This window comes from Bradyrhizobium genomosp. I (2014) (genome assembly GCF_000261685.1).
Lineage (GTDB): Bacteria > Pseudomonadota > Alphaproteobacteria > Rhizobiales > Xanthobacteraceae > Bradyrhizobium.
Window position 1 is genome coordinate 17,854 of record NZ_AJQE01000392.1, and the last position, 12,436, is coordinate 30,289.

Genomic DNA, 12,436 nt, shown 5'->3' on the forward strand with positions numbered 1-12,436 from the left:
TTATTCTCCTCCCGAGAGGTCGACGGAGTGGCCGCCGCCATGGCTGTCGCCGGATTTGAGGGCTTGCGCGGTGGTCTGAGCGCCGTGAATGACGGTCTGATTGCGCTTGACGCGTTGGGCCCAGGCGGGCGGACCGCTCTCGCTCGGCACTTGAGATGCGGCTCCATCGTTTGCGGCCGCGCCGCTCCGAATGGTCCCCATCGTCGAGGAGCCACCCGTGTTGGCGACGCCGGCACGGGCGCCAGAAGTGAAGCTCTCCGTCATTGTCCCTGCCGCTTGCGCAGCGGCGCGTCTGACGGGAGCTGCCGCGTGACTAGCCGCCGCACGGCCTGCACCGCCGAGACCGGACGCGACGCCGCCGGCGCCGGACCGACCGGCTGATGCGAGGCTGTAGGCGGAGGACATGCCGCCCGCCATCGCCGCACCGCCGCGCGCGGCAGCCGCAGCACCAGAGCTGGCTGCCATCGCTCCCCTTCCGGCCAAACCGAGCGCCGCGCCGCCGACCATCGCTGTACCGGCAACAGCCAGACCCGTGCCGACGGTAGCGCCCGCACCAAGCTGCGGCGCGCCGGAAACAAGCCCGGTCGCGATGCCGGGCCCGAAGATGCCGAGGCCCAGCATAGCGAGCGCCGCGAGCACGACAGAGAGCGCCTGCTCGATCGTCGGCTGGCCGCCGGCATAGGCGGTGGTGAACTGCGAAAAGAGCCCGGTGCCGATGCCGACGATGACGGCGAGCACCATGACCTTCACGCCGGAGGCAACGACATTGCCCAGCACCTTCTCCGCGAGAAAGGCGGTCTTGTTGAAGAGCGCGAACGGAATGAGGATGAAGCCGGCGAGCGTCGTCAGCTTGAACTCGATCAGCGTGACGAAGAGCTGCACCGCCAGAATGAAGAAGGCGATCAGCACCAGCAGCCAGGACACCATCAGCACGGCAATTTGTACAAAGTTGGAAAAGAAGCTGGTGAAGCCCATCATTTGGCTTGCGGAGTCGAGCAACGGCTGCCCGGCGTCGAGGCCGACCTGCGCAAGCCGGCCGGGCCGCAGGAAGTCCGCCGTCGAGATCGACGAGCCGCCGGCCTTCAGGCCGAGGCCTGCGAAGCTGTTGAAGATGATGCCTGAGAGCTTGGTGAAGTTAGTGATGATGAAGGCAAAGAAGCCGATGTAGAGGGTCTTCTTCACCAGTCGCTGGAGAATGTCTTCGTCTGCGCCCCAAGCCCAGAACAGGCCCGCGAGCGTGATGTCGATGACGATCAACGTCGACGACAAATACGTGACCTCGCCCTTGATCAGGCCGAAACCCGAATCAATGTAGGTCGTGAAAGTATTGAGAAAGGTGTCGATGACGCCGACGTTGTTCACGGCTTCTCTCCCTTTGGAACAGCCGTCATCGGCTGAGTGGCCGGCGCGGCTTGCGGCAGACGTGGCCGCGCCGGCCTGCCGAAGAAGCGCGCGCGGTTCTCCTTCCAAACCGCCTGGCAGTGCGGATCTTCGGCATCCTGGGGTCCAAGCTCGGCGCAGCGGAGCAGCTCGGCCGAGAGGTCATCGGGAGCGGAGACAGAGGGGGCGTCGGATACCGGCCGCTCGGCTGGACGCCGATGGATGACGTGCAGCGCGGCGAGGAAAATCACGAACACGACGATCATCGCGCCTGCGCGAAAGATATCCGAGCGCTCCATGATCGGTGCCTCAGTTGCCGCTGAACATGGTGACGTTGCCCGGCTGATAGCCGCTGCGTGTCGAGAAGATTTTGTATTGCTGCTGGCCCTGCGACTCGGTCGCCGTTACGCGCGCCTGCTCCAGCGCATCCGCCCGTCCCTTCGCGGCGAGCACCGCGACGAGATCGGATAGCTGCTGGGATTGCAGCGCGAGGAGTTGGTTGCCGGCTTGAGCGGCTTGCAAAGCGCCACTTGCCGACTGACTGGCGGTAACCAGCGTACTCATTGCGCTGGAGTTGGTCGAGATATTGCCGACGACGCCGGCCTGCACCTTCAGCGAGTCTTCGAAAGCGCCCACCGAGTTCTGCCAACGACTTTGAGCCGCGGCAAACATTGTTGCATTGGAGCCCGTCGCCGCCGCCGTGCCGTAGGTGCTGGAATACATCGTCTGGACGCGCTCGACGTTGAAGGCGATGTTCTGGGCCTGGCTCAGCAGTGACTGGGTCTTGGCAATCGATGACTGAAGCTGGGTCAGCGTCGACAACGGCAGGTTGGCGAGGTTCTTTCCCTGATTCACCAGGCTTTGGGCCTGATTGGTCAGCATCTGGATCTGATTGTTGATCTGCTGCAGCTCGCGCGCCGCGGTCAGCACGTTCTGGCTGAAGTTGGTGGGGTCGTAGACGATCCACTGCGCAAGGACCGAGGTCGTCGAAAGCGGCGAGATCGAAAAGGCGAGCGAGAGAGCCGTCGCAGCGGCCAAGCCAGCGCGCCGCACTTCGAGAGCGGTCATGATTGCACCTCCAGGTTTGTCAGGTCAGGGATGAGATCGGCGGCCCACAGCAGTTCGTGATCGGCGAGCCAGGCGGCCGTGAAGTCGTCACGGCCGTGCTCGGCAAGCAGCCGTTCGATTGCGGCATGGTCGGTCTTGGAGGAGGCGGCGCAGAAGGCGAGCGCAACTGGCCCAAGGCCGAGCTCGAACAGCCGATTGCCGCGACGAGACTGGCAATAGTAGTCGCGCTTCGGCGTCGCCCGCGCGATGATCTCGATCTGGCGGTCGTTCAAGCCGAACCGCTGGTAGATGGCGGTGATCTGCGGTTCGATCGCGCGCTCGTTCGGCAGGAATATCCGCGTCGGGCAGCTCTCGACGATCGCTGGCGCGATGTTGCTGCCATCGATGTCGGAAAGCGATTGAGTGGCGAAGACGACGGAAGCGTTCTTCTTCCGCAGGGTCTTCAACCATTCCCTGAGCTGTTGCGCGAAGGCTGGATCGTCGAGGACGAGCCACCCCTCGTCGATGATGAGGAGGGTCGGCCGGCCGTCGAGCCGGCCCTCGATGCGATGGAAGAGGTAGGTGAGGACGGCAGGCGCCGCGCCTGCGCCGATCAAGCCCTCGGTCTCGAACGCCTGCACCGACGCAAAGCCGAGCTGCTCGGCCTCCGCGTCGAGCAAACGGCCGGAGGAGCCGCCGACGCAATAAGGTTGCAGCGCCTGCTTGAGTGCGGTCGATTGCAACAGAACCGTCAAACCGGTGATCGTGCGTTCCTCGGCCGGTGAGGACGCCAGTGACGTCAATGCCGACCAGACGTGCTCCTTCACGGTCGGATCGATGGTGACGCCCTCCTTGGCGAGGATTGCCGTCACCCATTCGGCCGCCCAGGCGCGCTCGGCCGCATCGCCGATACGTGCGAGGGGTTGAAGGGAGACTGAATCTTCGGCGCTGTTGGACAGACTTCCGCCGAGGTCGTGCCAGTCGCCGCCCATGGCAAGGGCCGCCGTGCGGATCGAGCCACCAAAATCGAAGGCGAAGATCTGGCTTTTCCGGTAGCGCCGGAACTGGATCGCCATCAGCGCCAGCAGCACGGATTTGCCGGCGCCGGTCGGGCCGACGATCAGGGTGTGGCCGACGTCGCCGACATGCAGCGAAAACCGGAACGGCGTCGAGCCTTCGGTCTTACCGAAGAAGAGCGGGGAGCTGCGGAAATGCTCATCCCGATCTGACCCGGCCCAGACCGCTGAAAGCGGAATCAGGTGAGCGAGGTTCAGTGTCGAGAGCGGCGGTTGGCGAACGTTGGCGTAGGCGTGACCCGGCAGAGAGCCGAGCCAGGCTTCGAGCGCGTTCACCCCTTCCGGCATGCAGGTGAAGTCGCGCCCCTGGATCACCTTCTCGACGAGGCGAAGCTTCTCAGTGGCGAGACCGGGGTCCTCGTCCCAGACGGTGACGGTCGCGGTGATGTAGGCTTGACCGACGTCGTCGGTGCCCAGTTCCTGCAAGGCGAGATCGGCGTCAGTGGCCTTATTCGCCGCATCGCTATCGACCAGTGTCGAGGCCTCGTTGGTCATCACCTCCTTGACGATGGCTGCAATCGACTTGCGCTTGGCGAACCACTGCCGGCGGATCTTGGTCAAGAGTTTCACCGCCTCGGTCTTGTCGAGGAGGATCGCGCGGGTCGACCAGCGGTAAGGAAAGGCAAGCCGGTTCAGCTCGTCGAGGATTCCGGGATAGGTCGCGGTCGGAAAGCCGACCACCGTGAGTGTACGAAGATGATGGTTGCCGAGCCGCGGCTCGAGGCCACCGGCAAGCGGTTCGTCCGCGAGCAGCGCGTCGAGATGCATCGGCGTCTCGGGGACGCGCACGCGCTGTTGCCGGGTCGAGATCGTCGAATGCAGGTAGGTCAGCGTCTCGCCATCATCGAGCCACGCCACCTCAGGCATGAACCCTTCGACAAGTTGCAGGACGCGGTTGGTCCGATCAACAAAACCACGCAGCAGCTCGTGGGGATCGACGCCGCTCTGCGCGCGGCCCTCATAGAGCCAGCCTTCGATCCGCGAGGCGTCCTCAGCCGGCGGGAGCCAGACGAAGGTCAGGAAATAGCGGCTCTCGAAATGCGCGCCCGCCTCCTCGAAAGCGTCCCGCCGCTCCAAATCGACCAGCGCTGATGCGGCGTCAGGAAAAGTATTGTGCGGATAAGTCTGGGCGGCGATGCGCTGGGCCTCGACGAAGATCGCCCAACCTGAGCCGAGACGGCGGAGCGCGTTGTTGAGTCGGGCCGTTACGCCGACCAGTTCGGCAGGCGTCGCGCTGTCGAGATCCGGCCCGCGGAAGCGCGCCGTGCGCTGGAACGCGCCGTCCTTGTTGAGGACGACGCCCTTCTCGACCAAAGCGGCCCAGGGCAGGAAGTCGGCAAGACTGTGGGGCCGGTTGCGGTATTCGGCGAGGTTCAGCATGGAAGTCTCACACGCCGAGGTAAGAAGGATAGCGGAGGTGGCGTCGAACGACGTCCACGAACTGCGGGTCGCGCTTGGCCGCCCAGACCGCCGCGGCATGGCCCACGGCCCAAATCAGCGCGCCGGGGATCCAGAGGTGGAGGCCGAGCGCTATTGCCGCGGCCAACGTGCCGTTGGCGATCGCAACCGTGCGGGGCGCGCCGCCCATCAGGATTGCCTCGGTGAGCGCGCGATGAACCGGCGCGAAGAAGCCCGGCACGTCTAGATCGATGATGCCGGCCATCACACCAGCGCTCCGCCGGAGAAGCTGAAGAAGGTCAGGAAGAAGCTCGACGCGGCGAAGGCGATCGACAGACCGAAGACAATCTGGATCAGCCGGCGGAAGCCACCGGAACTATCGCCGAACGCAAGCGTCAGGCCGGTCACGGTGATGATGATGACCGACATGATCTTCGCGACCGGCCCTTGCACCGACTCCAGGATCTGATTGAGCGGCGTCTCCCACGGCATCGACGAGCCGGAGGCGTAGGCCGCGGGCGCGATTGCAATGGAGATGACGGCAATTGCGGCGAGGCCCGTGAAGCGGAGTCGCACGCGACGGATCGCGGGAGGAAACTGGATCATGAGGGGTCTCCGGGAAGTGAGGATGGGCCGCCCGCCGCGGCAGAGTTGACGCGGTAGTCGCCGGTGGCGGGATCGAGGCCGGCGACGAGAGCAAGTTCAGCGAGGCGGCGTTCGCTGCCGCGGCCGCGCAGAACCGCGACGAGATCGATGGTCTCGGCGATCAGCGCCTTGGGAACAGTGAGGACGGCTTCCTGGATGAGCTGCTCGAGGCGGCGAAGCGCGCCCAGAGCCGTGCCGGCGTGAATCGTTCCGATCCCACCGGGGTGGCCCGTGCCCCAGGCTTTGAGGAGCTCCAGGGCTTCGCTGCCCCGTACCTCGCCGATCGGAATCCGGTCGGGGCGTAGGCGGAGGGAAGACCGAACCAGATCCGACAGGGACGCCACGCCGTCCTTGGTGCGCAGCGCGACCAGATTCGGCGCGCGGCACTGCAGTTCACGCGTGTCCTCGATCAGGACCACGCGATCGGTGGTGCCGGCGATCTCCGCCAGCAGCGCGTTTGTCAGGGTGGTCTTGCCGGTCGACGTGCCGCCGGCGACCAGGATGTTCTTGCGGGCCGCGACGGCTTCGCGGAGCATGCCCGCCTGCCCGGCCGTCATGATGCCGGCCGCCGCGTAGTCATCCAGGGTGAAAACAGCCACCGCAGGCTTGCGGATCGCAAAGGCCGGCGCCGCAACGACAGGCGGGAGAAGCCCCTCGAACCTCTCCCCCGTCTCGGGAAGCTCGGCCGAGACGCGGGGCTTTTCGGCATGCACCTCAGCGCCGACATGGTGCGCGACCAGGCGCACGATCCGCTCGCCGTCGGCGGCGGACATCGTTCGTCCGCTATCCTCCAGCCCGCCGGACAGCCGGTCGACCCAGAGCCGACCATCGGGGTTGAGCATCACCTCGACGATCGAGGGGTCTTCCAGGAAGGTGGCGATCGCGGGACCAAGCGCGGTGCGCAGCATGCGCGCGCCACGCGAGAAGGCTTCCGAATGGAGTGAAGTGCCCGCCACGATCGTCCCCCGTCGAGTACCAATCGCGGCAAGCGATCAGCAACGGGGATGGATAGAAAAGGCAGGAAACGGGTTAGTTCAACAAGTATTCAGGCGTCGTAGGAAGCGGGCGTAGAGCGGCGAAAAAATACTTGCTGCGTCGAAGCATGCTGATCGACAGTAAGCGCGAATTTCCCTCCACCTTTTGCTTTTGAGTACTCTGATGCATGAGGTGTCCACCAAAATAGGTGGGCACCTTGTGATGGCAGACGATGATCAGAAATTGCGAGTGAGGCTTGTTGGCCGGAACGGTCGCCGGCGCTACGAGGCGGCATCGAAGGAGCGTCTTGTCGCGACCTGTCTTGAGCCTGGGGTTTCGGTATCGAGACTTGCGCTCGAACACGGGGTCAACGCGAACCTGCTTCGGAAGTGGATCAAGAAGCACACCGCGACCAGGTCTCTGCCGCCATCTTCACCATCGGCGTTCATCCGGGTTCAGCTTGAGGAGACCGCCGATCGAGCCCTGTCGCGACAAGACAGCGTGGCGACGGTTGATTTGCCGGCGACTTGCGATGAAGTGCGCGGGTCGGAACCCAAGGGGACTACAGCTTTTTGTTCTCTAGCTGTGGAATCTCAACAGGTCGTCCTTCGGGAGGCCGAGGCGGCTGATGGGTGGTTTGGCCTGCAGGCTGCCGTGCGGGCGATGCCAGTTGTAGTGATGAAGCCAGATTGGCAGGTTTTTGGCGCGCTGGTCTGAGGTGTCATAGGCGCGAGCGTAGGCCCATTCGCGCAGCACTGTCTGGATGAAGCGTTCGGCCTTGCCGTTTGTTTGCGGTCTGTAGGGTCTGGTGAAGATGTGCTTGAGGCCGAGCTTCCTGCACGCTCTGGCGAAGGCCTTGGCGCGGTAGCAGGAGCCGTTGTCGGTCATGATGCCGGTGACCTTCATGCCGAGGCTGCGGTAGTAAGTGACGGCCTCCTTGAGGAAGGCGATGGCGCTCTCCTTTTTCTGATCCCGCCGGATCTGGGAGAAGGCCAAGCGCGATGCATCGTCGATGGCCACGTGGACGAACTCGTGGCCGGCGCCGCGGCTTCGCCTTTCTGGCGATCGTGTGTGATGCGGTGGCCTGGTCTTACGAACCTGCCGAGCTTCTTGATGTCGATATGGATGAGCTCGCCGGGGTGCTCGCGCTCGTACCGGCGCACCGGCTCGGCGGGCTCCAGATCGCGTATCCGGCTTAATCCCAAGCGGCGAAGGATACGGCTGACGGTGGCCGGTGACACCTCGACCTCGGCAGCAATCTGCTTGCCGGTGTGGCGCTGCCGGCGCAACGTCTCGATGGCGGCGCACGTGGCCGGCGGGGTTTGGCTCGGCGATGAACGAGGTCGCGACGAGCGGTCGCGCAAACCATCCACGCCTTCTGCGCGGAACCGCTTGACCCATTTGGCCACGGTTTTCGGTGTCGTGTTGAACTGATTTGCCGCATCAGCCTGGCTCAGCCCGCCCTCGACCACGCCTCGCACCATCGCCTCTCGACCTTTGAGCGTCAAAGGCGCATTCTTGTGGACGTTCATCTGCCTTGGAACACTGAAGCTTCGCAACCTCAGCTTCCTCGGTTCAGACCAGATGGACAACCTCCTGAGAGACCAAATCTAGCCCAAGTGAGCGCGTCCCTGCCGAACGGCGTGAAGCTTGCGCTGGAATGCGGCGATGTGGATGCATGACGGCGATCATCGGAGCACTGGGCCATGTTCAGACTGGGCGGTGAGCTTCAGGTCTATCTGCACCGTGAGCCGATCGACTTCCGGGCTGGCATCAACAGCCTTGCGGTTCTGGTCCAGGAGACGATGGCGCTCGATCCGTTCGCTCTTGCGGTTTTTGCGTTCTGCAATCGCCGTTGCGACCGGATGAAGCTGCTGTTCTTCGATCGGTCCGGCTTTGTGCTGGTCCTGAAGCGGCTAACCGAGGACAAGTTCCGATGGCCGCGCCGCCAAGAGGCGGTCGTCACGCTGACGACCGAGCAATTGCACTCGATCCTTGACGGCATCGATATCGATGCGATGGTCCGCCATCCGGTGCGGCAATATCAGGTTGCCGGCTGAGCCCCAAAGCCGCCACGGCCTGAACAGCCCAGTATCGCCAGATACGAACGCCATCCGTCAAAAGCCCGCGCGTCAACGTGCGAGGAAAATCGTGCTTACGCTCAATCAACGCCCTTTGCGCGTTCTTTACTGCTTCACCTTTCGAGCCTAGCTCGATGAGTGGCCCGTTCTTTAATCGCGGGCACGGTATCAAGTGGCCGTTCCGTCATGGAGATTGCCAAGCTCCGAGGGGAGAACGACGAGCTCCTGAGGATGGTCCGCCTCGTCACCCTGAAGCTTAACGAGGCCCAAAAAGAGATGAGAGACGCCGGCGTGGCCGCACGCGAGGCGCGCGCAATCGCTCGCCGTTTCAGCCCCTGCGCTGTACTACAAACGCAAGATGCCGGAGCGCGACCATGCGCTCATGCGCTCCGGCGGCAGATCGAGGAATTCTTGCGCGACCCGCTCTCGGCAATGCGCTCCTTGCGCACGGCCGTCCCGCGATCTTCCGCCCCGACAACGGTGCCGAGTACAACGCGAAAGCCGCCCGCGCCTTCCTTGTGTCGCTCAATATCGCCATCTCCCGCTCGAAGAAAGACCGTCACTGGGAGAATGGGTACCGGGAGAGTTTCTACGACAAATTCAAGATCGACCTCGCGATTCCGGTCCGCTTCTCTTCCCTCGGCGAGTTTGTCGCTGAAATCTACAGACAGATTCACTACGACAACAATGATCGCATCCGACAGCGCACGGCGAGCGGCCGGTCGTGCTCGTGGGCATGCCGGGTGCCTGAAACTGGGCGTCTTACGAAACGGCTGCGGCACTCTTCGTCTAAGTCACTGACAAGGCGCAGTCGGTCAGATCGACCACGACGTCGCTCGTGGAGATGACACCTCTCCGATGAGTGATCGCTAGCACAGTCACATCCTCAGCTAGCGTGCGTATATGGTCCATAACGTCCCGTTCGGTTCGTTCGTCGAGCGCGGAGCTAGCCTCGTCGAGAAGAAGGATCGCCGGCTGTCCATAGAGCGCGCGGGCAATAGCAACGCGCTGTCGCTCCCCGCCGGAAAGCTTCAAGCCGCGTTCTCCAACGGTTGTTTCAAATCCTTCCGGTAGCGCCTCAATCAACGGGAGAATAGCGGCTTCTTTCGACGCATCGCGAAGGCGTACCTCGTCGCGGGGCCGTCCTAACAAAATGTTGTCAGCTAGCGGCTCATTGAGCAACATCACCTCCTGCGGCACGAGAGCAACTGCGGCATACCAATCCGCGCGATCGACGCTCGCTATATCCGTTCCATCGACGAGAATTCGGCCGTAGTCGGGCTCAATCGATTTCAGGGCGAGCTTAAAGATCGTGGACTTCCCCGATCCGGTTTCACCGACAAGAAAAGTAATCCCGCCGCGCCCGGCCTTAAACGAGACGTCGGTAACGCCGCGACCGTTGTCGTAGGCATAACCAATGCTCTCGAAAGAGAGCTGGTCAGCGGAGGGCTTGAAATCGTGAGCATGAGATGCTTGCCGCTCTTCTGGTGCGGCCCACAGTCTACCTAGAGGGATGAGGTCGGCTCGCGACCGCGCCACGTCAGAGATCGCCCTCGCGACCGTCTCAAAGGGCATATTGAGCTGAAGCAGAAGCGTATTGAATAGCACCATATCGCCAATGGTGATCGCGCCGGCGTGATATTCAGGTATAAGAAGGAGAAGCGTGACCGCAAATTGCAGCGCGACGGCAAGGCCGAGCACGGCGATGTAGGCCAGTCGTTGCAACACGTAGGCTCGCCAGTTATCACGCACCTCCCGCGCCCTTATCATAAAGCACTCGTTGATCCAGGAGTGACTGCCGAAATGGCGCAACGTGTCCATCGCGTTCATGACGTTGCCGACGAACCGAGCATTCTCCTGTCCGGCTTCGATCGCCGCATCCAGGAGCGCGCGTGCCTGACGCGTGGAACTCCAGGTCAATGCAATCGCGATTGCGGTCTTCTTCACCTCGGTCAATGTGGTGGCGTGCCCTCTTCCGTCGGACTGACCAGCCCTCCTTCCAACACACCCGCATTCAGGAAGGCGCGGATGAGCTTCAGGATGCGCTTGTCAGCAACCCGCTTGGCAACCAGTCCCATCAGGATGTCGTGGTTGACCCGGTCAAAGAACTTCTCCAGGTCGATGTCCACCACGATGCTGTGGCCGGCCGCAATGTACGCCTGCGCCCGTTCCACCGCCCGATGTGCCGAGCGCCCCGGCCGAAAGCCGAAGCTCGTCTCGGCGAACGTCCTATCCCAATCCGCCTGCAGCACCTGCATCACCGCCTGCTGGATCAAGCGGTCGAGCACCGTCGGAATGCCGAGCGGCCGCAGGCCGCCCGACGCCTTCGGTATCTCCACCCGCCGCACCGGCTGTGGCTTGTAGGTGCCGTCAAGCAACTGGGCTCGGATCGCAGGCCAGTGCTCCTTCAGGTGGGCTGACAGCTCGCCGACGGTCATCCCGTCGACGCCCGCCGCGCCCTTGTTGCGCTTTACTTGCGCCAACGCTGCCTTCAGATTCTCACTCTCGACAACGTCTTCCATCGACGGTCCTGCGACCGCCGGGCGTTCGAGACAGACTTCCGCCGCACGCGCTTCAGGCTCTCGGGCGCCGGCGCTTCGGGCTTCACCCTCCGCTCCGGGGCTCAAGTTCAGCTCGACCTGATTCTTCTGCCGCATGGCTCGCACGAGATCGCCGCTCTACTGACCACTTCCACCGTTCAGGCCTTCAGCGGCGCGCTGCCGCCTACTACGCCCTCGGCTGACTTCTGCGCTGCGGTCAGGCCGTCTTGCGACGGTCTCAGTCTCGTTGCCGAGACACAGCGCAGACCTCCCGAGGTAAGACCGACCGCCTTCACCGCACGCCCGCCGAATTTACCACCCCGACCTTTGATGACCTTGGACTTCGCGATCAATTGCTCGCTCGTCCGGCCGGGTAGGCCTCGTTATCCGGTGTTTGTCCATCGGGCCGCGGCTTTGCTCCACGCTTTCTTCAGACCCCACCTCACGATGACGCCCTTGCGCTTCGCTAATCCTTCGCCGCCATCAGGCTGGATAGAGGACTTCCACCTCCAAGCTGTCGCTCATACTCGGCACACAACGAAAAACCCCGGCATGAAAGCCGGGGCCCCGTGATGCCACGGCGTACATCCGGCCGTGACGATCAGGCGACAGATTGCATTTGGTTCTTAAAGAAAATGTGACCTTTTGCGGCCGTCGCTCTTGAATGTCGCGCCAATCAATCGCGATCACACACTGTTCCATCCGCGCGTTCACCCTGTCCGGTATAAGATATCCGTGTCACGAAGGGTATTCGTGAGGTTACGTCGAGCCCGCCACCGACGCCGGCACGGCGTCACGTATGGAATCGTCCAGATGGCGATGCCTTCACCGACTTCGTACACAATATCTGCGGCCGTCTGCACGATTGCCGTCAGCACCACGGCGTTCATCCACTTCACGGGCTGACCGCGCCCTAGCCAACAGGGCAGATCTTGCCGCGGAGCTGCTAGCGTCACACCGAAGGGGCTGGACTGGATCAGGCACCCCGAGTGCTCGCGGTCCTCGTCTTTGAAGCTGGACTGAGAGCGACCTAAGCGTCGAGGCTCGACCGATCATCGCAGACAGGCAGGTTCGTGGCGGTCATTGTGAGGGGCATCGACCAAGCGGCGGCGGATCACAGACACGGCCAACGACTCTCGTGAGCGCGGCGTGTTGCCGAGGCTTGATCGCGGAAGCGGAGATTCGCAATCGCCGGGTCAGAGAGCCAATCACCATTGAGTTCGTTGGGCCGGGCTCTCGGTATAGCGCGACGATCTGGGTGGGAAGACGTATTGCCTCACATATCGATGCTCCC

At 63.2% G+C, this 12,436-nt stretch carries 11 protein-coding genes and 3 pseudogenes; 3 read left to right on the forward strand and 11 right to left on the reverse strand.

The window, feature by feature from the left end:
• Genes trbL through trbB form a run of 7 tightly spaced genes read right to left on the reverse strand, consistent with a single transcriptional unit; the run spans position 1 to position 6,502 of the window.
• Complete coding sequence (gene trbL / locus IC50_RS34570; RefSeq protein WP_011090990.1) at positions 1–1,362, reverse strand: P-type conjugative transfer protein TrbL; 1,362 nt, start codon at positions 1,360–1,362, stop codon at positions 1–3.
• Entirely contained in the window at positions 1,359–1,679 is a 321-nt protein-coding gene (gene trbK-alt, locus IC50_RS34575) for a putative entry exclusion protein TrbK-alt (RefSeq protein ID WP_011090991.1), read from the reverse strand. Before trbK-alt ends, trbL begins: the two co-directional genes overlap by 4 nt.
• 10 nt (positions 1,680–1,689) lie before the next feature.
• Complete coding sequence (trbJ, locus tag IC50_RS34580; RefSeq protein WP_011090992.1) at positions 1,690–2,448, reverse strand: P-type conjugative transfer protein TrbJ; 759 nt, start codon at positions 2,446–2,448, stop codon at positions 1,690–1,692.
• Positions 2,445–4,883, reverse strand: a complete 2,439-nt coding sequence (trbE, locus tag IC50_RS34585) for a conjugal transfer protein TrbE (RefSeq protein ID WP_011090993.1) — start codon at positions 4,881–4,883, stop codon at positions 2,445–2,447. Before trbE ends, trbJ begins: the two co-directional genes overlap by 4 nt.
• Positions 4,884–4,890: 7 nt before the next feature.
• On the reverse strand, positions 4,891–5,166 hold the full coding sequence (locus IC50_RS34590) for a VirB3 family type IV secretion system protein (RefSeq protein ID WP_026312513.1): 276 nt from the start codon (positions 5,164–5,166) through the stop codon (positions 4,891–4,893).
• Positions 5,166–5,507 carry a TrbC/VirB2 family protein gene (locus IC50_RS34595; RefSeq protein ID WP_011090995.1) on the reverse strand — a complete coding sequence of 114 codons (342 nt, stop codon included), beginning with the start codon at positions 5,505–5,507 and terminating at the stop codon, positions 5,166–5,168. Before IC50_RS34595 ends, IC50_RS34590 begins: the two co-directional genes overlap by 1 nt.
• Positions 5,504–6,502, reverse strand: coding sequence for a P-type conjugative transfer ATPase TrbB (gene trbB, locus IC50_RS34600; protein ID WP_011090996.1), 999 nt, complete (start codon positions 6,500–6,502; stop codon positions 5,504–5,506). Before trbB ends, IC50_RS34595 begins: the two co-directional genes overlap by 4 nt.
• Positions 6,503–6,743: 241 nt before the next feature.
• Between trbB and tnpA the strand changes: the two are divergent.
• Positions 6,744–6,981: pseudogene (gene tnpA / locus IC50_RS41735) on the forward strand (IS66-like element accessory protein TnpA); the annotation flags it as partial.
• 119 nt (positions 6,982–7,100) lie between these two features.
• On the opposite strand, the pseudogene IC50_RS39715 reads toward tnpA, so the two are convergent.
• A pseudogene (locus tag IC50_RS39715) lies at positions 7,101–8,053 on the reverse strand (IS481 family transposase).
• Positions 8,054–8,131: 78 nt separating this feature from the next.
• On the opposite strand from IC50_RS39715, the pseudogene IC50_RS43480 reads away from it, so the two are divergent.
• Positions 8,132–8,247: pseudogene (locus tag IC50_RS43480) on the forward strand (IS66-like element accessory protein TnpA); the annotation flags it as partial.
• Positions 8,228–8,581, forward strand: coding sequence for an IS66 family insertion sequence element accessory protein TnpB (tnpB, locus tag IC50_RS34610; RefSeq protein ID WP_011091000.1), 354 nt, complete (start codon positions 8,228–8,230; stop codon positions 8,579–8,581). The pseudogene IC50_RS43480 and the gene tnpB, both read left to right, overlap by 20 nt.
• Positions 8,582–8,982: 401 nt before the next feature.
• Here tnpB and IC50_RS42195 read toward each other — a convergent pair whose 3' ends face one another.
• From IC50_RS42195 to IC50_RS34625, 3 genes are read right to left on the reverse strand one after another with little or no spacing between them, the layout of a single operon-like run.
• On the reverse strand, positions 8,983–9,384 hold the full coding sequence (locus IC50_RS42195; RefSeq protein WP_011091001.1) for a hypothetical protein: 402 nt from the start codon (positions 9,382–9,384) through the stop codon (positions 8,983–8,985).
• 7 nt (positions 9,385–9,391) lie between these two features.
• Entirely contained in the window at positions 9,392–10,549 is a 1,158-nt protein-coding gene (locus tag IC50_RS34620) for an ABC transporter ATP-binding protein (RefSeq protein WP_223153799.1), read from the reverse strand.
• Positions 10,550–10,554: 5 nt separating this feature from the next.
• The gene (locus IC50_RS34625) at positions 10,555–11,124 is read right to left on the reverse strand and encodes a reverse transcriptase domain-containing protein (protein WP_244429710.1); all 570 of its coding nucleotides are present in this window, start codon (positions 11,122–11,124) and stop codon (positions 10,555–10,557) included.
• Positions 11,125–12,436: the final 1,312 nt, after the last annotated feature.

Excerpts from the sequence above, each read along its gene's own strand:
- trbK-alt (WP_011090991.1), bottom strand. The coding sequence starts at position 1,679 with ATGGAGCGCTCGGATATCTTTCGCGCAGGCGCGATGATCGTCGTGTTC.
- IC50_RS34625 (WP_244429710.1), bottom strand. The coding sequence starts at position 11,124 with ATGGAAGACGTTGTCGAGAGTGAGAATCTGAAGGCAGCGTTGGCGCAA.
- trbE (WP_011090993.1), bottom strand. The coding sequence starts at position 4,883 with ATGCTGAACCTCGCCGAATACCGCAACCGGCCCCACAGTCTTGCCGAC.
- trbJ (WP_011090992.1), bottom strand. The coding sequence starts at position 2,448 with ATGACCGCTCTCGAAGTGCGGCGCGCTGGCTTGGCCGCTGCGACGGCT.
- IC50_RS34595 (WP_011090995.1), bottom strand. The coding sequence starts at position 5,507 with ATGATCCAGTTTCCTCCCGCGATCCGTCGCGTGCGACTCCGCTTCACG.
- IC50_RS34590 (WP_026312513.1), bottom strand. The coding sequence starts at position 5,166 with ATGGCCGGCATCATCGATCTAGACGTGCCGGGCTTCTTCGCGCCGGTT.
- tnpB (WP_011091000.1), top strand. The coding sequence starts at position 8,228 with ATGTTCAGACTGGGCGGTGAGCTTCAGGTCTATCTGCACCGTGAGCCG.